Origin of the sequence: Bremerella alba, from assembly GCF_013618625.1 — a bacterium.
Lineage (GTDB): Bacteria > Planctomycetota > Planctomycetia > Pirellulales > Pirellulaceae > Bremerella > Bremerella alba.
In genome coordinates, this window is sequence record NZ_JABRWO010000014.1 from 54,574 (window position 1) to 78,395 (window position 23,822).

Consider the following 23,822-nt stretch of genomic DNA (forward strand, 5'->3'; position numbering starts at 1 on the left):
CCAGCAGAATCCTCTGAAATCGGCGCTGTGTCCAATTGGCGATTGTTCTACAATCCCGCCGCGACTTTCCGTGGGCAATCGGAAAGGATCCGAGAAATTTCATCAGGAAGTGTTCCATGCGAGTTCGAGTTTTGCTGAACAAAAGTTGCTGGTCCGCGCTATTTGCGGCTTCTGCTGGGCTGACTTTGGCCGGTTGCGGCGGCGGTGAAGCGAATCCACCAGCGGTGAGTATTGAACAATCGGGTAGTCCATCTGCCCCCGCTTCGACTCCGGCCCAACAACCGTCGGTTGAAGTTACGGCTTCGAATTCTGTAGAAGCTGCGACAAATCCTGCTACGGCCGATCCGGGGCACCCGCAGGCTCCATCACAGCCGTCGACTCCTGCTCAGTTGACTTCTACCCAGCAGGCACCAGCGAGTAACGCTCCGCGGAATACCCCCCAGGTCGCAGCCGCACCAACAGAAGGTGCTGCGGACATGCAAATTAATGCCGGTGCGAACCAAGCCGCTGGTCAGCCAGAACTTCCTCCACCGCTTACCGCAGCCGAATTGGCGGCGGAAATGGATCTGAACAACGTGCCCGATGGAACGGCCACGGAACTATTGACCTACATGAACAATCTGACGGCCGTCCCGTTTCCAGATAACGCCACGCCGCAGGAACTTCGTCAGTTTGCGACCCAGATTTACTCCAACGTAATTACGGCTTCCGATAAGCTGTTGTCCAGCCAAGAAGCTAATTCCGAAGAACGTCGCAACGCGGTTCAGTTTAAATTTAATGCCTACGAAATGCTGATACAGATCCTTCCGAATCAGGCAGAGCAGATTCGTCAGGAACGTATTCAATTCGCTCAGAACATCTCGCAAGCGAAAGATCCGGAAGTCTCTCGTTTTGCTCGCTTGTTCCTGTTCGAGCAGATGTTAGCTCAGTTTGCTGCCGGCGAGCCTTCGCTGTTTCAGCCTGTGTTGGAAGACTCTCGATACATCATCGAAGACCCCAATGCCGACGTCATGCACTTTGGTGTCGCAGAGAACGCAGCGACCGTATTTGCTCGTATGGGGCATACCAATGAAGCGGTGTCGATCTTGACCATGATGAAGAATTCCTTCGCCGGGACTAAGGACGAAAAGCTGGCTGCTCGTACTGCTGAATTGGACGACATGATCATGCAGTACAAGATTCTCGGTACGATGATGGCCGCCGCGAACGGCGATGAAGCCGCCGAGGATCAACTAGTCGCAGCGATTCGGACCTGGATCGCGACCAAGCCGAAGGAAGACCTCGAGCCGCTCCAGATGCTGTCGACCATCGAAATGCAGATGGAAGATTACCGGAAGATGCAAGTTGCACGGAAATTGGCCAACTTGATGCTTGAGTTCTACGGCAATCACCCGGATCCGCAGGTCGTTGAATCGGTCAAGATCTCGGTTGCTAATGCAGAAAAACGCACCGGTTTGATCGCCAAGCCGTTTGTTGTCGAAGGCAACAACTTGAACGGCACACCTTTCGATTGGAGCCAGTACAAAGGGAAGTGGGTGCTGGTCGACTTCTGGGCTACCTGGTGTCCGATTTGCCTGGAAGAGATGGAAGGCATCAAGCAGGTCTATCAGAAGTACCGCGCCAAAGGCTTTGAAGTGGTTAGTGTTAACCTGGACGACGACCCACGTGCGCGAAGTGCCTTCTTTCAAAGCAATGCCTTGCCTTGGCCGACGGTGGTCAGTGCAGATCCTGATAACGCCGGCTTCAAAGACCCTAATGCCCAACGCTGCGGCATCGAGGCCTTACCGTTTCTGGTCTTTGTTGGTCCAGATGGAACCGTCGTGGAAATCAACCCACGAGGAGAACGTTTGGAAGAGTTGCTACAAAGTGTCCTGAACCAAGGGGCCGGAGGCGTCGGGACCCTATCTAGTCCAACGGTAGGCGCCATGCAGCAAGTTCCGGGAGCTACTGCTCCGGCTAATCGTGGCCAAGTGCAGCCCCCCCAACAGGTTCCGGCAACTGCTGACAGCGACGTGAGCTTGAAGGTCGTCCGCTAAGCTGCCCAGGGACGTTAAGTAAAAATCGGTTATCAAAGGCCACGGATCATGTTAATCCGTGGTTTTTTTATTTGGGGGTGAGATAGAACACCGTTCGCACACGACAAAGGGGTAACTCTATAATGAAAGTTGCCCATTAACATTCTCACCCACAGGAGAGTCTTCCATGTTCACCAAGTGGATTACCGGTCTAAGTATTCTAGCCATCGCAGTCTTGGCTTCACCCATCATGGCTGCCGAGTTGAAAGTCGGGGACAAGGCGCCCGAATTTTCCTTGAAAGGTGAAGGGGCCGACACGGTGAACTTGACTGATTTCAAAGGAAAGAAGCTGGTCCTCTCGTTCAACCGCGCTAACTGGTGCCCGTTCTGCATGAAGCAAGTTGTCGACTTGCAGAAAAACTACGACGCGATCAAAGATCACGGCGCTGAACTGCTGATCGTCTGGCGCGAAGAAGCAACCGGTTCGGATGGGCTTAAGACGATCCGCGAACGCACCAATGCAACCATGCCGTTTGCGTTGGATTTGGAAGCCGAGAAGACCGGCGATTATAGCCCTGAAGGTTTCGATACCTACGTGATCGATGAAGAAGGCAAGATCGCTGCCGTCTTGGATGGGACTAAGAAGAAACGTGCGATGAGTGATCTTATCATCGAGAGCCTTAAGAAGAACTAGTTCGTGTCCGCTCGGGGTGGCTCTTTCCCGGGTGGCGGCATCCAGGTGACTACCGGGGGCGTGTTCCCCTTGTAGTCACGAATGGCCAGCTCTTGCTTGACATAGTGCTGGGGTCGACGGCTTCCTGGAATGCGGAAGTTGTCTCCCTTTTGGAGGATGGGTCGTTTCTCTGGCGATTGTCCGTATTCAAAGTTGCCGGTCATTTCGACGGCTACCCAGCGATCGGTGCCGTCTTTGGTCTTGGTTAGAAATTCAGGATAGCAGTGGCCAGGAACCCAGACGGTTCTCGCTGGAACCTCACCAGCACGACAGAGGGCAACAAATAAGGTTGTCATTTCTTCGCAATCCCCACGGCCTTTATCCAACGCAGCGACCGCTCCCATCATGGGACCATTTTCGTAAGTCACATTCTGGTGCACAAAGTCGTAATACGCTTTCACTTGCTCCCATGGCGTGGCATCGGGAATCGCCAAAGAACTAGTTGCGTTGGTGATCTTCGCGTCCCGGCTCTCGATAAAAGGGCTGGGAAGTAGGTACTTGCGTTGATCGCGATCAAGATCTTTGCTCGCTGGTAGCGTCAGTTGCTCAGGCTCACTTGGCGGCGCTACGCCTTGCCGGTGCACTTGAAACCGGAGCAATACCTTAGCCGTATCTCTAGCCAGCAAGCGAGGTAAATCGACGCGAGCCTGACGTGTGCCATCGAGATCGACGAATCGTAAATTTGCCCCGGCAGGGTGGATCTCTTGATGGACAAGTTCAACTTGTTGATCTTCCCAATTCGAGGGAACGGGAAACGTCGCTGTGACACCCAGTGCCGGTCCAGAGACCTGCAGCGTGAATCCGGTCTCATAGGATTCGCCGTCGGTCAGCTTTGTCGGAGGCGTTTCGATCGCTCCAAACTGGCCCCACGCGTTCGGGCAAATCGCCAGGACAAGCACTGCCGCATGTAAGAGACACTTAGCCACCGAGCACCTCGCGGACGAATTCGACCTTTGGTTTTCCTCCACCACGAATAGCTTTGCCGCTTAGTCTTTCATTCACAAATCGCACTGCATCCTTACGGCCAGGAATACGGAAGTTATCCCCCTTTTGTACGATCACCGGATGGTCTGGCATTTCGCCAAACGCACGATCGCCGGCGACCCGGCAAGGATACCAATGGCCTTCCCCCTCTTCGTCTTCCAGGTAAAACTCGGCATAGCTGGAACTTGGGATCCATACCGTGCGAGCAGGAACATCCGCGGCACGGCAAAGAGCGATGAATACACCGGTGACATCCTCGAAGTCCCCTTTCTTGTCACGCAGTGCGGTGACGGCGTTGGTCGGCTTCATTGAGGTATAGGTGATATTCTCTCGAACCCAATCATAGATCGCCTCGACCTTCTCCCAATCGGATTCGATGTCTTCCACGATGTCGTTGGCCTGTCGGCGGATCTCACCGTGGCGTGACTCGATGTATGGGCTCGACCCCAAGTAACGTCGCATGGCTAAGGGAAGCCTTTTGGGAATCTTCAAGCCTGAAGTGTCTTCGGGGGGTGCGGCCGAGCGCCGTTCAACTTCAACCGTGATTAACGCGACAGCCGTTTGGCCAGGGTTAACGCGTGGAACGGTGATCATCATCTCTTTCACGGTTCCCTCGACCAGGCGATAACCGACTCGCCCAATTTCGGGTGAAATCTGTTCATCGGCTAGACGTACCGTTTGTTCTGGCCAATCGGCTGGTACCGGGATGGTTGCCGTCAGTCCGCCACAAGGACCGCCGACCGCTTCGATTTTAACGCCGACCTGGTACTTGGTGGTTTTCGAACTACCTAAGACCGTTGCGGACTTGGCTTCATCCGGCTGGACGTTATCGAACTGGGCCCATGCCGTTTGAGGGCAAAGGACACTTAGAATGAGCAGGGCAAAGGATGATCTGAGCATGAAACTCTGGTGAGGTTGGAAGATCGAAAGGGGTTCGTCTCTTCCATGAGAACCGTCAGGCAAGCATTCCTTTTCCCACCGCTCTCTACTCTATCTTAGTCAGACAGGACGTGGCGGAGTAATCTGGGGAACGGATTCCGGAGAGTTGCCTAATCGTTTGGGAGTTCTAAGAGCGGCAACTGTTGTGGCAGTCGTGCGGATTAAGCGGACTTCAACAAACAAGCCGGGAATCAAGTGGCATTCGATCCGAAAAGAACGTTAGCCAACAAAAAAAGCCGCCTCACTATCGAGTTTGACTCGACACTGAGGCGGCTAATTGACTGTGGGTCCCTTGATGGAACATCAAGGTGAATCGTTTAGCGGGCAGGGGCCGGCAAAATGGATTCCGGCGATACGATCATGGATGAACCTTCGTTGTACGAGCCTTCGTACGAGATGGTTGGATCGTAGGTGGTTACCGCAGGGCCGACTGATTCAACAGGTCCGCAGCAACCACTGTTGCTCGATTGACCGCCGAATAAATTACCCCCGCAGCGGCAACCGGCGGTCGCGGCGAGTAATGCCACGCACGTCAGTAATAGCGTAAAGCGCTTCATGGGAGTTCTCCTCATGGGAACGTTGCGACTGGGGAAATGAACTAAGTACAGGTTTGGCTGCCAAACACTACCCCACAAATAACGATGTGCAACTTCAACATGAGAAATTCCTGCAACATTGATTGTTGAAAAAAAGCATCACACCGCGTCTTTTAGATGGTAGAGTTACGGCGATGGATTGCGTGACCGCCAAACTCCCCCCAAACCAGCAACTTTGATGAACGCATACGCTTTGCCCACCTGCTCAGTTCGTTCTGGTCTGTTTGTTGCCATCTTAATGTTGGTATTCAGCGCGAACGTGTCTGCTGAATCGACCGGATTTCGTGAGACTCTCGATGGCTACCCGAGCGGCTACGCGTGTAAAGCGCCTCGCCCTGGCGACGAGATCTTTCTTGTCTCGACCCGTTGTCTGCCTGGCGGTTGCGGGTGGGAATTGCCCATCGAGAAAATCCAGGTCTCGCAGTATTTGCCTGGCGAAGGTTGGGTTTCGATCGACTGGGAGACCTTCACTCAGATGCCATCGCCTGGCGGACTAACAAGCGTTTACGTCCACGGCAACTGGATGAATACCTATTGGGCCGAACGTCGCGGGTGGGAAATGTACCACGAAGTGACGCGGAACCTTTCGATGGATCAGAAAATCCGACACGTCATGTGGTCGTGGCCGACTCAGGAAGAAGCCAAGCCGCTGCAAACGGTTCGAGAGCATGCGGTGCGTGCGGACGACGATGCCTACTACCTAGCGTCGTATCTAATGACCCTGCCAACCCAAGAGCAAGTTTCGATCTCGGCGTTCAGTTTGGGATCGCGTGTGGTAACGGGGGCGTGCCACCTGATGGCCGGTGGATCGCTGCGCGGACGGTCTCTTCCACCGCATGAAACGAACGAGCACGGTTATCGCGTGGCGATGTTTTCCTCGGGCGTGACCTATTCGGCGATCTATCCAAGTGGACGCAATGGTCAGGCTCTTGATGTGATCGATCGCATGTACAGTGCTTACAACAGTGCGGACAAGATTCTGCGTTTTTACCGCCTGGCCACCCAGCGCAAAGGGGATAAGTCGGCAGGATCCATCGGATTCAGTTTGACGCATGATCAACGGCATCAGGTCGAACAGGTCAACGCGGCCAATATCCTGGGAAAAGAACATAGCTGGGATAACGTAGTTCGGGCGTTCTGTTTGATGGAACGCGCTCGCGATTATTTGCAATGGCGTGACGTCTAGCCGCGGAAGTGCCTGGATTTAGTTCAGGGGTTGAACGCGAACCAGGCAAGCGCGCAGCAAAACACCGCGCTGCTGGGTGAATGCAACGCGGTGCTCCGTGTTGTTTGCTGTGCAATGGAAACGACTTAGTAGTCGTAGTCGCCTTCCAGAGCTTCTTGTTCGGCCTTGTAGGCTTCCATGGCATCCGATTCACGTTGCAGCTTGAATTCCGGTCCTTCGGAATAGTACTGAACGTCGTCGCTCATGTAGTAAGGGCTGGGCAGTGTCTGTCCACCGACATCCACTTGGCAACCGGTACCGGCCAGCAGAGCAAGACATCCGAGACCGGAGTACAACGTGGTCTGAATCCAGGTGCGTTTGGTTTCCATCCTTGGAAGTCTCCACCAGGTCGGCGACAGGTTCGTCCTGAACCACTATCCAAATTTCGCCGCGGGCTGTAAGGGTCGCGTGAATGAACAACGCATAAATTGCGTAAAGTCGTTACATTCGATATCGACCCTTCGAGGGTGAAACTTTGCATCAAAAAAGAGAAAAACCCGTACAGGCATCCAAATCGGTTTATTCGGTGCAAATTAACTCCATTGTGATAGCACAATAGTCCGGTTGGGTTTCTGTTACGCAACCATTTTCGCTGTCTGGTGCCTAGCGTTTGTGTCTTTTTTTGTGAAACGTTTGCATGTGGGGGGTACAATGGCGTTAACACCACCGTTGACGCAATTCCCAAGGAGCTTGCCGATGTCATTGGCTAGCAGCCGTATAATCTTCGCGCTCATCCTCGCTACCATTGCCGGTCTCGTGACACCCGTCGAGGCCTGGGCTCAAAATCGAGGGAGAGGCTCCGTCGTCCCTAGTGATGCCTACTACGCCGGCTTTATTCCTTTCTATCAGGGAGATTACGAGCAGGCGGGAGAAGTGTTCAATGCCGCTGGACGTGCGGGGGTTCGATCTACGGAAGGGCGTTGGATTGACTCTATCTGTTACGCAACCATGCTCGGCGAATGCCATTTTCAAATGGGTAACAATGCCCAGGCACTCGAGAATTACACCACCGCGCTGCTTCTATTCGTGCAGCACTCTAACTGGATGCTGCGGATTAATCCCGAAAGTTTGGGGCCCATTGGGCCTGTCAGTAATGACCTGCGGAATAATGTGACTTGGGGAAAGTCGGGTCGAAATACACTGATCGGCGATTATCCCAATTCGCTTCCCACTTTTCAGGGACAAACCGACGCCCAGAACCAGGCGGCCGCTCGTGGTGGCGGAGTACTTTCGCCCGGCCGAATCATGCCAGTTCGAGCTAGTGAGATCGCGCGATGTATTGCTTTGGCGATCTACCGTCGACAAGAGATCCTGGGTCCCATCAGCCAATACGATGGGCTAACAGGGCAAGTCGTGGGTGTGTTGCAGCGTCGCCCGGCCCCGCCAAACCATTGGACCGGAGCATGGGTTGATGTGCAGCACGGTTTGGCTTTGGCGGCTGCTGGAAAGAGCGATGAAGCCGTCCAAACTCTCCAGCGAAGTCTAACGACAGCCGGCCAATATGATCACGATCTGACTTCATTGGCGCTTTTACAGTTAGGACGAATCGCCCTCGAGCAGCAAGACTTCCCGGCAGCGCAAACGTACTTTTTGGAAGCAACTTACTCGGCAGCGGCGTTTCAGCAGTTTCAGCAAATCGAAGACGCCCTGGATGGTCTGGCGAAGGTTAGCATGATCACCAAGGCGGGCCAAATGCCGCAGGGCCTACTGGCGATCGGGAACTGGAAGGAACTTCGTAAGCTCGATGCTCTACGGGCCAAGTTGAATTTGGCACTCGCCGAGGCCAACTCGTATATGGGCAACCTGCCAGGTGCCAATGGTGCTTTGGAGGATGCCAGGCGGGCCATGAACCGCCGTTCGATGAGCAAAGGACGCGTGGGCATTCGTTATGGATACCTCTCGTCGCTGCTGGCCTTTCAAGGAGGTAATGCTGCCGCTGGTGCCAGTAACTTTACCTCGGCTGTTGCTGCGAACCGGTCTGCTTCGACACGTGTTTACCAAACCGAAATGACCAACCAGCTTTTTGTATCGAATACGATCACCGAGCGATCTGCCCAACTTCTTTACGATGAACTCCTTCGAGAGCCCACCGATGCCGACTGGATCTCAGAGCCGTTTGAGACGCTTACGGTCCTGCTGACCCCCAATGCGACGGCGATGGAGAATTGGTTTAACACGGCCGTCATGCGTAAGCAACCAGAGTTAGCTTTGGAGTTGGCAGATCGTATCCGACGCATGAGGTTCTTCGCCACGCTTCCCTTAGGTGGACGTTTACTGGCGCTTCGCTGGGTGCTTGAATCTCCGGATGCCTCACTCGATACCAAAGGTAAATTGCAACGGCAAGATTTGCTGGCCAAGTATCCTGAACTGAAAACATTTCAAGACGAAGCCAATCGCCTCAAGGGTGAGTTACTACAAATTGACTTGCAACCCGAGGATAAAGACGCGTATGTGAAACAACGCGATCTCGTCGAGAAATTGCAGAACGTTTCCGATGGCTACGAAGTTTTGTTAGGTGCCATCGCACTGAGACGGACGCCAAGTCAGTTTCTGTTTCCACCTTTGAAGCCGACTGCCGAGATTCGCGAGAAGTTGGATGACACTCAACTCGTGCTGACATTCTTCTCAACGACTCGTAGCGTGCATGCGTTTTTGTTTACTAAGAAAGACTATGTGCACTGGACGCTCGACAATCCACGAGAGATTAAAGGGCAGATTGGGGACCTGCTTAAGCAGATAGGTTTGATCAAACGTGATGCCCCGGTTCAAGCGAAAGACCTGGCCGAAACCGAATGGAAAACGACCTCGGCCGAACTGCTCAAACGGTTCATTCCGGCCTTGAAGCCCGGTTTTTGGAATACCTATTCCGAATTGGTAATTGTTCCGGACGATGTGTTGTGGTACGTCCCCTTTGAAGCATTGCATACCGACGACGGTCTTGGGGCAGGGCACACGGTGCCGGTTTCGGAGGTCATTCCGATCCGATATGCTCCGACGGCCAGCTTGGCGGTGCCGCAAAAGGATGCTCGGCCGCGACCACAAAATACGGCGATTATCGTAGGGCGTTTGTTCAACTCGGACGAGTCTGACATTACTCTTGAGCAGTACGACCAGTTGAAGGATGCCTTCACGGCTCCTAGCAAGATCGACCGTCCACCGGTAGGAGCGACAAGTATGTTGGCCAAGGTCTGGGATCAAATGGTCGTGATTGATGACAGTGAAGATGCCAATCGAGGCGATATCTGGAACTGGTCACCGGCGCAAGCCGATCGAAGTAAGTCAGGTAGCGAGCTTGCCGCGTGGTTGCGATCTCCTTTAGGTGGACCAGAAGTCATCTACCTTCCCGGGTTCCATAGCGGTGCTGAGGACGCGTTGAAAGGGAATACAACCGGCGGCGATATCTTCCTGACTGCCTTGGGGCTTATGGCGACCGGTTCCGAAACGGTCGTCCTCAGTCGTTGGCATTCTGCCGGTTCCGCCAGCATGGCAACCGTCGAGGGAATCGCCAGACGCATCGCCGACATGCCAGCAAGTACGGCTTGGCAAGAGACAATGGCGGAGGTCCGAGACCTTCCGCTTGATCCGAATAAGGAGCCTCGTCTCAAGGGTAGTGGAGCAGCCATCCCGCAGACGCTAGACCACCCTTACTTCTGGGCCGATATGATGCTGATCGATACCGGCATCAACCCAAAAAAAGAAATGCAGTAGCTGCTTTCGATGTAGTGAAACCCAATGTTCTGAGGCATCAGGCAGCACTTCGATGGTATTTCCACCAGTGTCCCATTCTCAGAACATTGGCAGAGAGCGATAGCCTAGAGTAATGGCAGATCCGCTGTGACTCTAACGTTCGATTGATCCAGCGTGACTTGATCTCGAAGTGTTCTGGCCCGAGGTCAATGATCTTGTCGCCGCGATGGATCGAATCGCGAATCTGGTGCGCCAGCATCACAGTTCCTGGGGTGAGCTTTTTGCTATCTCGCTCGTATCCCATCCGCATACCTAGCAGATTGCCTTGATGATGGAGGTTGTAGCTGAACGCAATCATGCGATCTTCATGACGCAAGGTCATGATATCGATCATTCCGAGACGTGAAGCTTGTACAAAGCACTCTCGAAAGTAGGCGGCAGATTCTGGATGAGAGATCGTCGTTCCGGTAGTACTGCACGCTTGCCAAGTTCGCCGTGCAAGTAATACGCACTCGTCGTAAAGGGCAAAATTAGGCTCAGCGTTATCGGTCGGGCAAGTCGTTGGCCGAAATCGAATACTCTCGACCCCTGCTTCGTCTGCTCTGCGAAGTGTGCGACGAATATTCGCACGGAACTTGGAACTGCGCGTTGAAACGAACTCTTCAAAATCATCTGGAAGTTCGATTGCATACGATGGATTCCAGGGCAATACCTTAGGAGACATGCCATGGCAGCGCATGGTGTTGAAGATTCGGCCTCGGTCGACAGTCGGGTCGATAAAACGCAGGTCAAGCAAATCCCACGTGCGCGGTGTCGCTTGCAAGTACTGCATGGCTGCGTACAGCGTAGCGGTCTGGTCACTACCAATGGGGCCATAGAAAGGTCCCCAGCCATCAAGTGGATAGGTGAGGATACGTACAGGCCCTGCTTTGGTCCGCTCGGTCTGTTCGATAAGCGGCAGGATCCCCTTGATTTCGCAGTCTACCTGAACCAGTAGTACTCGCAACTTTTTGCCGTGACCAAAAAACTTCCAATAAGTTTCTAGCCAGGGCAGGGTTTGAAAGAACGTCGCTTGCGGGGTCTTAGCGAACAGGCGATTCCAGAAGAAAGCATAGCCCCGCAAATCTTCGATTTCGTTGACTTCGATTACTTCCGACATGGTTTGTTCCCAGGTTGATGCAGTAACAAGGACCCTGGGAAATCACTTGCAATGTTGATGCCACGCCTGGGGGGAGGTTTCCAGTTACTGCCAGAAATCTGCCTAACCTACTGGCAAGATAAGTCTTACGGCGACGAGTGCTTGTAAGACAAAAACTAGGGGAATGTTTCAGAAAAGCAACGCTGTTTCGCAACGGCAACATCCCTGGAAAGATGCCGGTAGAGAGATAGCTTCTGATATTGCGCACGATAGTAACCTTTGAAACTTTGCGGGGTTGCATTAAGTATTGCGCGCTGTCCTGAGAATCTTTTCGCAGACTCTCCGCGCGAAACGAGTCTTGGAACACTACTAATCCGCATCGTTTCGCTATAATGTGGCAGCTCAGACGAATGGTGACCTGTGGTACCAAATTGATGCCGCATCAGCGTTCGCCGGGTGCGCCTACCACGAAGCACACCGATGAATTTTAAGTGAAGATCAGCACGCGCAAGGGATGTTGAATGCCAGCCGAGCTCTTAAGCCTCGTATCCGAGTTGGAAGCGAATATCAATCAAGTTGTGGTGGGGAAACCCAAGGTCGTAAGAAAATGCCTGGTGGCATTACTCGCGGGCGAGCACATTCTGCTAGAGGACGTGCCAGGCGTGGGGAAGACCTTAGTAGGTAAGGCGCTGGCTCGCAGCTTATCTGGCCATTTCTGTCGCTTGCAATTCACGCCAGATCTTTTACCGAGTGATATCGTCGGCTCAAGTATCTTCAATTCGAAGACGAACGAGTTTGTATTCCACCCTGGGCCGATATTCTCAAATATTGTGATCGCGGATGAAATCAATCGTTCTTCCCCGCGAACGCAAAGTGCGTTGTTAGAAGCAATGAGCGACCATCAAGTTTCGGTCGATGGCGAAACGCACAACCTGCCACCTCCGTTCATGGTGATCGCCACGCAGAATCCCTTTGAATTCGAGGGAACTTATCCACTTCCTGAAAGCCAGTTAGATCGCTTCTTGATGCGGATCTCGATGGGGTACCCGGACCGTGCCGCCGAACGCACAATTTTGGAAACGCATCGCATTGGTGAACCGGTTCAAGACTTATCGCCGGTAGTGACGTGTGATCAGATTGCCCAGTTGCAAGATTCGGTGCGAAAGATCGAAGTGAGCGAGCCCATCAGCGAGTATTTGCTGGACATCGTCGATGGCACGCGAACGAGTGATGATTTAGAGGTTGGGGCGAGCACCCGGGCTGGACTCAGTCTGTTTCGCGCTGCTCAGAGCCAGGCCTTGCTGGAAGGTCGCGATTTCGTTGTTCCTGACGACGTAAAGCATCTTGCGGTATCTGTGCTGGCCCACCGAGTGATCCCCAAAGGATTTCTTCATGCGGGGCAGCGAGAAGCGGTCGAATCGATGGTCGGCCGGATTGTGGATGAAATTTCGATACCTGTGTAGAAACGTTTGTGCCGTTGATATCTACGGCAAAAGGGTTTCATACCGAAAGGACTAAGCAGCAGGCTTATGTCGGAGGCCGGTTCGAGGATGTTTTCATGGTTTCGCTTGCGTGGAGTCTCCATTACGCAGGAGGGGACCTACTATTTTCTCGTCTTTATCTTCATCCTTGCGGGGGCGATCGTACGTAGTAACATTCAGTTGCTCATGATCCTGGCCTGCATGCTGTTAGGTCCGTTGCTATTCAATCTATGGGTGGTCACCAGCAGTCTTCGGAATTTGAAATTCTCGCGACGGGTTCCTTCGCTTATTTCGTGCGATGAACCATTTTTTGTCGAACTTACGGCGATGAATGCCGGTCGACACGTTACCTATGCGGTCGTTATCGAAGACAAGCTCATCCAAGTTGAAGGGTATGACCCTGAGCCTGCCCAGGATGTGGATGTCTTCTTTGCCAAGATCAGCAACAAAGATGAAGCGGCTATTTCGTACAAGGCGGTCATTCGCAAACGGGGTAAGTACCAACTAGGTCCCCTTTCGGCGACAACCGCGTTTCCACTTGGGCTAATGCGAAGTACGCGAATCGACACATTGGTCACCACGATTGTGGTTATGCCTCGGCTAGGACTAATGACGCCTGCCTGGCGCAGGATGATCCAGCAGGAGAAATCAGGCTTCGCCTCGTCCCGTCGCCAGCATGGTTTGCTAGAAGGAGACTTTTACGGCCTACGAGAGTGGCGAAACGGTGACCCCAAACAGTGGATCCATTGGCGCAGCAGTGCCAAGCAGGGAGAACTGGTGGTGCGCCAATTTGAAAAGCAAAACCAGCAGGACTTTGTGTTAGTTGTCGATGCGTGGATTCCCGATACGCCAACCGATGAAGACAAGGACCGTGCCGAACGCGTCATCAGTATGGCTGCTACGGCTGTTCGCGAATTGGCATTAGTCGGAGGTTGTCAGCTTCAACTGATTAGTTGTGGAGAAACGACCGAGAGCATCGTTGGGAATGTCTCTCAAGCATTCGTCGTTCAGGCGATGCACGATTTGGCGGTCCTGGTACCCACAAGCGAGCTTGATATCGGCACCACGATGGCAAACTGCCTGCAGACCTCCAGGCCAGGGGCAAGGGTTGTGCTGCTTACCACTCGCAAGACCGACCTATCGGATACGGAAGTCTTTGCTGCCGTCTGGAATGATGCAAAACTGCGTAGTGAATTGGGCCGAGTGAAGACGGTCTCAGCGGGACGCGGCGATGACGAAAAATTCTTCCATATGCCATCGCTGCGAAATATCAAGAAAACGGAGAGCTTGTTATGAAAGTCGAGCGGCTTCTCCAGATAAGCGTTGCCCTGTTGGCGGCCCTGGGTTCCCTGTTTCTCGCTTTTGGACAAGGCGGAAACTCCTCGCTGCCATTGTTAGCGACGATCGGGGCGTTCTTGTCGGTTTACCTGACCGATATCAAGGGTTGGATTACGCTGAATCGAAACCTGGCAAACTTCGCTGCCTTGGTCGCGGTCGTGTTTTCCTTTTTCGATTTTTGGGACGATGACAGTTCCAAGCTAATTGCCATCGCCAAATTGCTCATCTATTTGCAAGTTGTTTTACTATTCCAGCCGAAGACTACCCGCGTTTATTGGCATCTAGCCGTATTGAGTCTGCTTCAAGTGGTGGTGGCTGCTGCGCTGGATTTTGGGGTCACTTTCGGTCTAATGCTGATTCCCTATATGTTCACAGCGTTAACGACGCTCTGCTTATTCTTTGTCTATCGCGAAACATTGCGAGTCGATCCCGAACTCAAAGCGGCACATGATGCCGTCGAAAACCGCCCGTTGTTTTCCTTTTGGACGAAGAAGCCCGCGGAATCGAATGATTCAACCGTTGTTTCCACGCCCATGATTACGCTGTCGGGGCAACTGCCTGGCAACTTGGCATCGGTCTTTTCTAGCGGAAAGATGTTTGTCCAAGTCTTGAAGATGGGCTTTTTCACGCTTTGTGCGACGGTTGTTTTGTTTTACTGCTTCCCGCGTTTCGATCAGGGACAATTATCGCAGTCGTTTGGTGGTGAGTTTGGCGCCACCACAGGATTCAAGGACCAGATCTCGTTAAACGACATGGGACGCATCCTGCAGAGCGATCGATTTGTGATGCGGGTCAGACTGTCCGACATTAACACCGAAACGGTTATCGATACAGAGTACGAGCCATACTTCCGTGGTACGTCTTTAAGTACCTATTTTCCCAACAGCAAGACGTGGATTGTTGGCAACCTGAAAAACTATCGGGTTAGCGAACTCAAGCCTCCTCCCTTGAAGACGAATTTGGTTCGTCAGCAGGTAGCCACGAACCAGTCGATTCACTTCGATCGGACCAACGAAGGCGTGTTGCTCTTTAGCATCTACCCGGCGTACTCATCACTGAACACCGCTCGCGATCTGGTGGACAATCAAACGCTCGGTATTGTCTCGATGGCGACCGACGCACAAGCCCAGGTTCGCCAACCAGATCAATACGAGATGCTGGTTCCTTGGAATCCTTTTGGGGCAGATGGGGATTTGATTCCATGCCGACATCCGCTCGACGATCGCCAGTTCTATCATTACGTCAATAACGATTTAACACAGGTTCCGCTTGATAAAGAGTTTGCCGATACACTCTTTCATGGTTTGACCGAAACTGCCGCAGAATTGGCCGCGGATATTCCTGGAAACGGCAACGAAAAGCCAACCCAGTTTGCGATTGCCCAGCGGATGGAGCGGCACTTCGTATTGGATGGTAACTATACCTATTCGTTACATGTGCCGGTGCATATGAAGAATACCCGGTTAGATCCAATCGAAGATTTCGTGGTCAATCACCGAACTGGCCATTGCGAGTTTTTCGCCAGCGCTTTGGCAATCATGCTACGTGCCCAAAAGATTCCCTCTCGGGTCGTGGTGGGCTATAAGGGGGGCGAGTTCAATTCGGTCGGCGGTTACTACGCGGTCAAACAGAAACATGCCCACGCGTGGGTCGAGTGCTTTTTGAGCCCAGAGAATCTTCCTGTTGGGGTCGCCAAAGAAAATTATCCCCACGGGGCATGGATGCGACTAGACCCGACGCCTGCCTCGCGTCCTTCGCCGAACAGGAAGGATAGCGGTACTATCTTCGATACCTTCCTCGATTGGTTCGACTATGTCGAATTGGCCTGGCGTGACTACGTGGTCAGCATGAATAGCGAACGTCAAGAGAAGGACATCTACAAACCACTGACCGACAATCTGGTCAAACCGTTTGAAGGATGGGTAAGCCGCGAGCAGTGGGCTTCGTTTTTTCGGGGTAGACTTGCCGCGATGGGCATTCACATGAGCGATGAGTGGTTTAGCGGATTTGCATCGATCTTTACGATGTTGGTGCTGCTCATGGTCGTGGTTGTATTCGAATTGATACGGACTCTCATTCGACGCTACTGGACGAACATTAAACGCCTGTTCATGCGTTGGTTCCCGAATAAATCGCACCGCACAGGGTTCTATTTTCGGGCCGAGAAACTGCTGTCCAAAGCGGGCTGGCAGCGAAAGGAATCAGACACCCCACGCGAGTTCATCTCTTCGGTCATCGCCGATTGCAAAACACGCGGGGTTGGCAGCGAAATGGTTTCCCCGTTATCTGATCTTACCGATTGGTACTATCAAATTCGCTATGGGGGCAAAGATTTGGCCCCGGCTCAGCAAGAGTCCATCAGTGAGCATCTGCTGCTGATCGAGCAGCAGACGCTCGCCCTGCGGAAGTCTAAACGTTGAACAGGAAGTGGCAGATGTCGCCATCGTTCATAACGTAACCTTTGCCTTCGACGCGAAGCTTGCCAGCTTCGCGTATGGCCTTTTCGCTTTTGAAAGCTTCCAGGTCTTCCAGCGAATATACTTCGGCCCGAATGAAGCCTCGTTCGAAGTCTGAATGAATCACACCAGCCGATTGGGGCGCCGTGGCTCCGATCGGAATCGTCCAAGCCCGAACTTCTTTCTCGCCAGCGGTGAAGTAGCTTTGCAGGCCAAGTAGCTTGTAGGTGGCCCGGGCTACGACCGCCAATGCAGGTTCTTCCAGGCCGACACTTTCCAGCATTTCTTTATGGTCGTCCTCGTCCAGCTCGATCAGTTCCGACTCGATCTTGGCACAAACGGGAACGACTTCACCCCCTTCTTCGGCGGCCCGTGCTCGAACGCGTTCGACCACTTCCCCTTCGCCGGTCAGGTTGTCCTCGTCGACGTTGGCCAGGTAGAGGACACTCTTGGCGGTAAGGAGCCCATAATTCCGCACGATGTTATACATTTCTGGATCGTGCCATTCGGCCGAACGCAGCGGCTTGCCTTCGGCGAGCAAGGCCTGGCACTGATTTAATATCTCTACCTTGGCCTTGGCATCTTTGTCGCCAGAGCGGGCCGTCTTGGCGGCTTTGTCGCGCGCCGATTCGACCGTTTGCAGGTCGGCCAGCATCAACTCGGTATCGATCGTGTCGATATCTCGAATTGGGTCGACACTTCCATCGACATGCACGACGTTCGGCTCTTGGAAGCAGCGAACCACATGGATAATCGCATCGACTTCGCGGATATGTGACAGGAACTTGTTGCCCAGACCTTCCCCTTCGGAAGCGCCTCGTACAATTCCTGCGATATCGACCAAACGTAAAATCGCCGGAATCACCTTTTGGGTTTTGATGTAGTGCTGAATCACGTCCAGACGAGGATCTGGGACAGACACAATCCCCACGTTTGGCTCGATCGTGCAGAAAGGGTAATTCTCGCTGGCGATGCCTGCAGCGGTTAACGCGTTGAATAGGGTCGATTTACCGACATTCGGCAGCCCGACGATTCCGGCTTCCATGAACTCTCGCTTGATTTGGCAAAAGATTCGCTCTTCAAGGCAACTTCGACGAGAAAGTGCCTGCTTGACGTGGGAACTAAACGGGTGATTTTAACCGAAATGAAAAAGGCGACTAGTCGTCATGACCGGTCGCCTTCATATGGTTTTCCGTTTGAGCCCTGTTCCTGCGGTCAGAAGTTGGGCTCAAAGTGCCTCCGACTTACTCGATAAATCGCTTCAGCATGATCGTATCTTCGACGTTCATGTCCTCGCCGGGCATGTAGCCCACAGGAACTGAACGGTCGATGATGTAGAACGCACGGTGACGATTGATCTCGCCGGTATCGTTCCCCAGCTCTTGTCCCAGGCTCCAACCATCCGGGTGAGTGGCATCGACCGTGGCTGGTTCCACCTCGAAGTAACCGATAGTGATCCAAACGGCAAAGACGTTCGACTGAGTCCCGGTGAGGTTCCCCAGGCGTTGGTAAGCCTGGTAACGAAGCATCGGGTTATCATCCGTACGGTAGTGCCGCATTTCGTCATTGCCCAAGCCAGGGGTGGTTAAGCGAAGGTCAAACAACGGTTCAACCGGCGAAGCACCTGGTTTGGATCGCAGCAGTCCCGCTTCAACCGGAGAGACTTGCAGTTTGGGGTCAGCTGCACCTGTAGAATCATTCAACTCTGCCATCATCTCGGCCGCAGCGGCCGGGCGGAACGGTTGGGAGAAACGCGAAGGGAAGGTGGTATCATGCGTCGTTCCCAGATAGCCCTGGCGGCTTTCTTGGAACTCTGCCCAAGTGGCGAATTCTAGACCCGGGTTTGATTGCCAGAACCTCGTATCGAAGATCGAATTGAAGACCGATTCGGTCGGAATCGTATTCAAGTTGATCTTGCCAGGTTCGCGGAACTCGGAACGACGATGGAATGGGAACATATAACCCAAACGGGCATCCGTCGTTTTCGTGTTATCCAACGGGTCCTTTCGGAGGTCGGTCGAATCAGGGTTGAACTGCGACATATTGAACCATTTGTTCGTGCCGTTGTATCGCGATGGGACATGCACGAAGTCAAACAGGCGAGACATCTGCATCGCCATCCTTGGCAAGTTCGTGGCCAAAGGATCGGCTGGATTAATATCTTGCGACCTCGATGAATGGAAGAAGTTGAAGAGATTCGCGAACGGAGCAAACCTGGCGTCCAGGCTTTCACCATCGGTGGAACCCGATTCAAAAAACATCGGGATGTCCACGTTTGAATTGTCTTTGCGAGCCCTCGAGTACTCGAACAAAAGCCGCTGAGGCGAACTGGTTGGCACCATCATCAGATCGTACTCACTGACGAAAGGTGCATTTGGCCAGTTGATGTAAGCCAACGGATTGTTTTCGCAGTTGATGACGACCGGCATGGTGCTATTGTCGTACGGGTCAACCCTACGACCGGTTTCCAGCGGATTCGGGCTCGGTTGGTAGATCGCTGCGACGCCTGTTCCTATCTGCGCACCCAGGTTGTGATTCACATATCCCAGCGTATGGACCACTTTGCGTCCGAAGTGCTCATCAGTTTCGGCGACGTCTGTCACCAGCACATCGTCGAGAGGACTCGGATGGATGGGTGGTGTTTGGTTGAACGACGGAATCAACTCCGTAACATTGCCCACCATCGCCGAAGTCCAGCGTTTGATCGTGCTAAAGTGATTTCCGCTCGAGAAACTTGGAGTTGTCGCGTCCCCCTCAAGCTCGGCAATGCCAGGGTTGTTGGCTGGGTTATCATCTTCGCGGCGTCCCTTTTCGCGACTAGCGAAGTAAACTTCGTTCGAGGCGCGGGGGTCGGTGTTATTCTCATCAGGATCCCATTCATTTTCAGCGGGCGGTGAACCCATGCCCATGTCCAGCCCAGCAGCGGCGTCAAAGCTGTCTTCGCCATTGAAAACGGTCACGTCAATTCCGAGATGATCCACCGAGATGTACGGATTGAGCGTGGCGTGATGGTCGCATAGAGGATTCGCTAGACGCTGGAGAATCGCTGTCTTGTAATCCTTGATAACATCAGGAGCCGATTTACTGCTCTTTCGGGGAGTGGTTCCCGTTTGGCCGATCGTGGCCGAAGCACTCAGTGGAAACTGGAAAGGACCAGCCGGCGTAGTACCTACTTCTGAGGTGTCGAAAGGGACATCCACCGCAGCATCCGCGCCAATGTCTCCGTCGGTGTAAAGATCGATTACATCTAAATTGGGAGCCACGTTCTGAATGGTCGGTTCTGGATAATAGGTGTCTCGCAGCGGTTCGGTGACACTCAGGCCGATGCCGATGGTCGAGAAACTTCCGCCGCCTGGCAGGCCATCGGGGTCATTTTCTGCGGCAGAGTCGTCGTAGCTGGGGGGGGCGCTGGCAACCACGGCAAAGTCTTGGTTGACTCCGTTTCGCGCACCTGTTGGCGAGATCATATTGGTAGAAGTATACACACCTTCTGAGTCGCCAGATAAGACGATCGACTGCGAACCAGGTATGTTCGATTTGTAATCGGGCATCCCCATCATCGGTGTTGGCTTCGAGCCGATATAGGTCGTCTTGCGTGGGCCAATTACGGAATAACTATCAGGCACAATCCGGCGTGCAGCGGCGCCAGGATAATAGAATTCGTTTTCTGCCGGGGCGCCCGGGGGCGTGGTGAAGTAGATGATACGATCGATGTCGTAATTTTCTTTCGAGCCCAAGGAAGTACCGTCCATTGCCAGAAAGCCTGGGTCGGAAGCCGGATCACTCGCGTTGGCAATCGAGTCCAGGGGCTGGAAGTTGATCGTGTCGGGACGTGTGGCGATCTCGTCGACTAGATTCGTGCGTGTGCCACCATTGGTTTCCAATTCCGTCTGCGTGATGATAATTCGCCAGACGGGGTCACCACCGGAAGTTTTCCGATCCAACGCCAAGCCGAAGGTGGCCGTGCTTACATCATACAACTCAGGTGGGAAGTAGCTGTTGTTCGATGCCATATTGCGTGGGTTGTACATCTCAATGAACAGCGAACCCTGGGGAATACGATATTGATCCAAGTCTTCGTCTGGGTCGGTCGTGGTGAAACGCGATTTTCCATCGGGATCCCATTTCGTATCCTTGGTTCGGCGATCGTGGAAAGCCAGCGTTTCCGACAACATCAACTCAGGTGCTTCGGCTCCCCATACGACGCGACGGAATAAAATATCCTCTTCGGTCGCCAAGTTGCCATCGACATTCCAAGGGTCGTTGTTCCCGGCGCCAACATCGTCAGTGAACGGATTGAGGTCATATTCAAACGGGGTCATCACGGCGTCACGATCTCGGAAATCGACCACGTTGATCGCCCATTGGGCAATGCGACGTTTGGTCAACTCTTCTTGTTCCGCTGGCGTCAGGCTGGTGTCAATCATCGGCAGCACGTAGTCTGGTTCCATCAGCAGAAGCACCATCACGTATAGGTAACGGGCCATCATCTGACGCGAGGCGCTGTACGACGTGGGATTGTTCGTGTTAATCGCCGGAAGCGATGGCGAGTTGCTTCCCACGCCGTTGCTGCCGGGGATCCCGTTGATGAACTGCGAATACGAAATATCGGAGGTTGTGCCGCCGGTTGGGTTGGTGGGGAATGCGATCGTAGCTGTGGATGCATTCTGCAGATCGAAAACGTTATCGGCCACCGCATCTGCGGGAGCTTCTAGAATGCGATTCAAATCGAACGGTTCGCCACGCATGATTTCGGGGGGCAACAGTTGATGGATCTTCTCATTTAAAAGCAATTTGTGGTTAGCGTTGGTGGGGTCCCAGCTATTTTCCTCGCGTAGCCGCTCTTGCAATAAAGTCACGAGTGTCGGGGCAGGGCGGCGGGCCGTATCTGCTCGTTGATCAAGCATCATGTTGAGCGGCGTGCCACTGCTGTCCTCGCTACGCTGATCGAAGGGGATATCGACCCGGTTGGCGGTCGGAACCTGAAAGCTAGACGTGGTGACCAAGCGGCGATTGGCGGCAGACGTGGCGGCTTCGGCTGGGGTGGCATTGGAAGTAAATGCGGCCGTGGCCAAGTTCAACAAGCGGTCTTCGTAGGCGTCTGGGCTGATGCCGGAACTGATTTGGCCCGAGTCGTATTCCTCGTACCGCACGATCCGCTCGAGTTCCTGGTAGGAGTACGGCGAGTCGTATCGATAACCATGCAGTGGGTCCGACTCGTAAGGGTCGTCGGTTCGTTCCGTGAAACCGGCTGGTGGAATCTGTTTGCCCAAGCGGTTTCCCTGGACTTCCGGCTGAAAACGTGGGCGGCCGGCGTAGTCGATATAGGTGCGCCCCATGCCGAGGCGATCCGAAGGCGTTCCAAACCGATTGTCGACGAGGAAGTTTGGAATCACAGTCACGTCCGTCGGCCAAAGCCCGGTGGCTGTGTTGAAGTCTCCTAACAGTCCCAGCGTATCCATCCGGCTGCGCACGTCATCGATAGCGTTCTCGCCAGGAGTTCCTGGGTTGGAGAAGTAGCCTGACATGCCAGCGTAGCGCGAGTTGATCAGGTCGAATGCTTCCTCAGCAGAGAAGATCCCTCGCAAGCTCACTTCAGCCGGGCCGTAGCCACTGCCTAAAACAAGTTGCATGTCTTGGGCGGTCGGGCCGGTCGCGTCCCACGAGGGTGAAAACAGGCTGTGCCTGTCCGATCCGCTAACCATCGCTGGCAGCAGCGTTTCGGCATCCGTTGCCGCGCCGGTGGGTGGAAATGTGCCGTTCTCGAAGGACTCGAACTGGGTGTAGAACCCGTGCGTGTTCAGATTGATCAGCCCGTCCATGTCCTTGACCAAGATGGCAGCAAGCGGCTTGTAGCGACGCCCCTGACTATCGGTCTTCAGCGGTAGGCCTACATCAATCCAAATACTGTCATTCACGCCGTCCAGGTCGTTGTCGATATCCCAACGGGCACCAGGTGTTGCGGCAAGAATATCAAAGTTGGGGTTGCTGCCGGTAAAGTTAGGGTGGTCTTCGATCAACGGCCGAAGGATGATCTTCCGGCGAATTTGCTTGACTGCTGTAATTTGTGCGTTGGTAGGAGCCGTGGACCACGAACTCGTATCAATATTGGGATTTCTTAGGAAGGCGTCCAAGTCGTCCAACATGCTTAGCGAGGAATCGGCCGCAACAAGCTGAGCAAACCAATACTCGATCAGATCCTGACGATGAAACGAGGGAAGAATCGCTTCTGTCTTATCCTGCACCGTCGCGGTTGTGCTTTGAACGATTTCCTGCGGAAGGAACGCCAGGAACATGTTTTGATAGTCCGCCACGTCGTACGGTTCGTCGGCACCGCCCGCTTCAATGGAATAACCACTGGCCATACCGGTTGGGAAGTTGCCCAAGATATTCGGCAGCAACGCAACCGGGTCGTCGTCAACATCCCGCAGATTCAAGGTACGCTTGTTCGTGCCAGTCGGTTCTTCCGGGTTGAAGCCATAGCCGGTACCGTTGAAAGGGGGATCGTTGACGACGAAGTCATCCCCATCACTGGGATTGATGCCGCCGTCGCCGTCGATGTCGATCAGGTTCTCGCGGGCCACGATCGGGTCTTGGTCGATGACGAACACGACCCCCTGGGCAACGGCCGGCGTTCCACTGGTATCGAATTTTTCACGGTATTGCAGGATTCGATGCGACTGGCCTTTGAGTTCGCCTGAGATGAACGTCAGGACCGAGCCGGTGTAGTACTGTTCGACGCGGAATAGCCCCGCATCATCGGCTACATCCTCGGCAACTTCAATTTCCCAAAGCTGGTTGATGTCGGTGCCTGCCGAATCTTGCGGACGCGCGATCGTTGTTGCGTCTGTCGAAGGATAGCTATCGTCATTAATTACGACCGATTGATTGCCCCACATGTCGCGGAGGATATCGTGACCGAGGGTGCTGCTGAGGGTTCCTGCACGGGGGCCGCGGAGCAATTGCATCATCACGGCATCGGCTTCGTTGGGCGCTTCAGCTTGCTGGATGTCGCGTTCCAGGTTGGCCTGGGCGCCCGTATTGAAGGCCAGCGCCGCCACCACAAACGTCAGCCCAACCATCGCAAAGAGGACCAGAATGCTAAGAACCACCAATAGCAAGGCACCGCGGCGCGGCTGCTTGGTTTTCATCATGTTCTGGGTGCGTTTCATAAGTCTTCTATCCTTGCTCGCTCTTGTGGAAACCAGCCCCCGCAAAGTTTCCGAGTTC

The 23,822-nt window shown here is 53.7% G+C and carries 14 protein-coding genes; 7 read left to right on the forward strand and 7 right to left on the reverse strand.

The genetic code is table 11. The features are described 5' to 3' along the window. Window positions 1-116: 116 nt before the first annotated feature. Window positions 117-2,036 (forward strand): redoxin family protein, encoded by a 1,920-nt coding sequence (locus tag HOV93_RS21885; protein ID WP_207398685.1) that lies wholly within the window; start codon window positions 117-119, stop codon window positions 2,034-2,036. A gap of 166 nt (window positions 2,037-2,202) precedes the next feature. Continuing rightward, window positions 2,203-2,709 carry a peroxiredoxin family protein gene (locus HOV93_RS21890; protein WP_207398686.1) on the forward strand — a complete coding sequence of 169 codons (507 nt, stop codon included), beginning with the start codon at window positions 2,203-2,205 and terminating at the stop codon, window positions 2,707-2,709. On the opposite strand, the gene HOV93_RS26510 is transcribed toward HOV93_RS21890, so the two are convergent. From HOV93_RS26510 to HOV93_RS21905, 3 genes are all read right to left on the reverse strand, one after another. Beyond that, the gene (locus tag HOV93_RS26510) at window positions 2,706-3,674 is read right to left on the reverse strand and encodes a transglutaminase-like domain-containing protein (RefSeq protein WP_207398687.1); all 969 of its coding nucleotides are present in this window, start codon (window positions 3,672-3,674) and stop codon (window positions 2,706-2,708) included. The genes HOV93_RS21890 and HOV93_RS26510 overlap by 4 nt on opposite strands. Beyond that, a complete protein-coding gene (locus HOV93_RS21900; protein WP_207398688.1) occupies window positions 3,667-4,632 on the reverse strand; it encodes a transglutaminase-like domain-containing protein in 966 nt (321 codons plus the stop codon). Before HOV93_RS21900 ends, HOV93_RS26510 begins: the two co-directional genes overlap by 8 nt. Before the next feature lie 356 nt (window positions 4,633-4,988). Continuing rightward, complete coding sequence (locus HOV93_RS21905; RefSeq protein WP_207398689.1) at window positions 4,989-5,228, reverse strand: hypothetical protein; 240 nt, start codon at window positions 5,226-5,228, stop codon at window positions 4,989-4,991. Window positions 5,229-5,445: 217 nt separating this feature from the next. Between HOV93_RS21905 and HOV93_RS21910 the strand changes: the two genes are divergently transcribed. Further along, window positions 5,446-6,453: a hypothetical protein gene (locus HOV93_RS21910; protein WP_207398690.1), complete on the forward strand. Its 1,008-nt coding sequence runs from the start codon at window positions 5,446-5,448 to the stop codon at window positions 6,451-6,453. 125 nt (window positions 6,454-6,578) lie between these two features. Here HOV93_RS21910 and HOV93_RS21915 read toward each other — a convergent pair whose 3' ends face one another. Next, window positions 6,579-6,821 carry a hypothetical protein gene (locus HOV93_RS21915; protein ID WP_207398691.1) on the reverse strand — a complete coding sequence of 81 codons (243 nt, stop codon included), beginning with the start codon at window positions 6,819-6,821 and terminating at the stop codon, window positions 6,579-6,581. A 367-nt stretch (window positions 6,822-7,188) separates the two neighbouring features. Between HOV93_RS21915 and HOV93_RS21920 the strand changes: the two genes are divergently transcribed. Then, on the forward strand, window positions 7,189-10,200 hold the full coding sequence (locus HOV93_RS21920) for a tetratricopeptide repeat protein (RefSeq protein WP_207398692.1): 3,012 nt from the start codon (window positions 7,189-7,191) through the stop codon (window positions 10,198-10,200). Window positions 10,201-10,237: 37 nt separating this feature from the next. Here the strand turns inward: HOV93_RS21920 and HOV93_RS21925 are convergent, their stop codons facing one another. Beyond that, the gene (locus HOV93_RS21925; RefSeq protein ID WP_207398693.1) at window positions 10,238-11,338 is read right to left on the reverse strand and encodes a GNAT family N-acetyltransferase; all 1,101 of its coding nucleotides are present in this window, start codon (window positions 11,336-11,338) and stop codon (window positions 10,238-10,240) included. 500 nt (window positions 11,339-11,838) lie between these two features. Here HOV93_RS21925 and HOV93_RS21930 point away from each other — a divergent pair, with 500 nt between their 5' ends. From HOV93_RS21930 to HOV93_RS21940, 3 genes are all read left to right on the forward strand, one after another. Further along, entirely contained in the window at window positions 11,839-12,780 is a 942-nt protein-coding gene (locus tag HOV93_RS21930; protein ID WP_207398694.1) for an AAA family ATPase, read from the forward strand. Window positions 12,781-12,867: 87 nt separating this feature from the next. After that, window positions 12,868-14,094, forward strand: coding sequence for a DUF58 domain-containing protein (locus HOV93_RS21935; RefSeq protein ID WP_207398695.1), 1,227 nt, complete (start codon window positions 12,868-12,870; stop codon window positions 14,092-14,094). Next, the gene (locus tag HOV93_RS21940; RefSeq protein WP_207398696.1) at window positions 14,091-16,556 is read left to right on the forward strand and encodes a transglutaminase TgpA family protein; all 2,466 of its coding nucleotides are present in this window, start codon (window positions 14,091-14,093) and stop codon (window positions 16,554-16,556) included. The genes HOV93_RS21935 and HOV93_RS21940 overlap by 4 nt, the downstream gene beginning before the upstream one ends. On the opposite strand, the gene ychF is transcribed toward HOV93_RS21940, so the two are convergent. After that, on the reverse strand, window positions 16,546-17,637 hold the full coding sequence (gene ychF / locus HOV93_RS21945) for a redox-regulated ATPase YchF (protein WP_207398697.1): 1,092 nt from the start codon (window positions 17,635-17,637) through the stop codon (window positions 16,546-16,548). The genes HOV93_RS21940 and ychF overlap by 11 nt on opposite strands. A 199-nt stretch (window positions 17,638-17,836) precedes the next feature. Beyond that, the gene (locus HOV93_RS21950; RefSeq protein WP_207398698.1) at window positions 17,837-23,764 is read right to left on the reverse strand and encodes a hypothetical protein; all 5,928 of its coding nucleotides are present in this window, start codon (window positions 23,762-23,764) and stop codon (window positions 17,837-17,839) included. Window positions 23,765-23,822 lie beyond the last annotated feature (58 nt).

What these genes read in the sequence shown, in the direction of transcription:
- HOV93_RS21885 (WP_207398685.1), top strand. Translation starts at nt 117, where the DNA reads ATGCGAGTTCGAGTTTTGCTGAACAAAAGTTGCTGGTCCGCGCTATTT.
- HOV93_RS21890 (WP_207398686.1), top strand. Translation starts at nt 2,203, where the DNA reads ATGTTCACCAAGTGGATTACCGGTCTAAGTATTCTAGCCATCGCAGTC.
- HOV93_RS21900 (WP_207398688.1), bottom strand. Translation starts at nt 4,632, where the DNA reads ATGCTCAGATCATCCTTTGCCCTGCTCATTCTAAGTGTCCTTTGCCCT.
- HOV93_RS21905 (WP_207398689.1), bottom strand. Translation starts at nt 5,228, where the DNA reads ATGAAGCGCTTTACGCTATTACTGACGTGCGTGGCATTACTCGCCGCG.
- HOV93_RS21910 (WP_207398690.1), top strand. Translation starts at nt 5,446, where the DNA reads ATGAACGCATACGCTTTGCCCACCTGCTCAGTTCGTTCTGGTCTGTTT.
- HOV93_RS21915 (WP_207398691.1), bottom strand. Translation starts at nt 6,821, where the DNA reads ATGGAAACCAAACGCACCTGGATTCAGACCACGTTGTACTCCGGTCTC.
- HOV93_RS21920 (WP_207398692.1), top strand. Translation starts at nt 7,189, where the DNA reads ATGTCATTGGCTAGCAGCCGTATAATCTTCGCGCTCATCCTCGCTACC.
- HOV93_RS21925 (WP_207398693.1), bottom strand. Translation starts at nt 11,338, where the DNA reads ATGTCGGAAGTAATCGAAGTCAACGAAATCGAAGATTTGCGGGGCTAT.
- HOV93_RS21930 (WP_207398694.1), top strand. Translation starts at nt 11,839, where the DNA reads ATGCCAGCCGAGCTCTTAAGCCTCGTATCCGAGTTGGAAGCGAATATC.
- HOV93_RS21935 (WP_207398695.1), top strand. Translation starts at nt 12,868, where the DNA reads ATGTTTTCATGGTTTCGCTTGCGTGGAGTCTCCATTACGCAGGAGGGG.
- HOV93_RS21940 (WP_207398696.1), top strand. Translation starts at nt 14,091, where the DNA reads ATGAAAGTCGAGCGGCTTCTCCAGATAAGCGTTGCCCTGTTGGCGGCC.
- ychF (WP_207398697.1), bottom strand. Translation starts at nt 17,637, where the DNA reads ATGGAAGCCGGAATCGTCGGGCTGCCGAATGTCGGTAAATCGACCCTA.
- HOV93_RS21950 (WP_207398698.1), bottom strand. Translation starts at nt 23,764, where the DNA reads ATGAAACGCACCCAGAACATGATGAAAACCAAGCAGCCGCGCCGCGGT.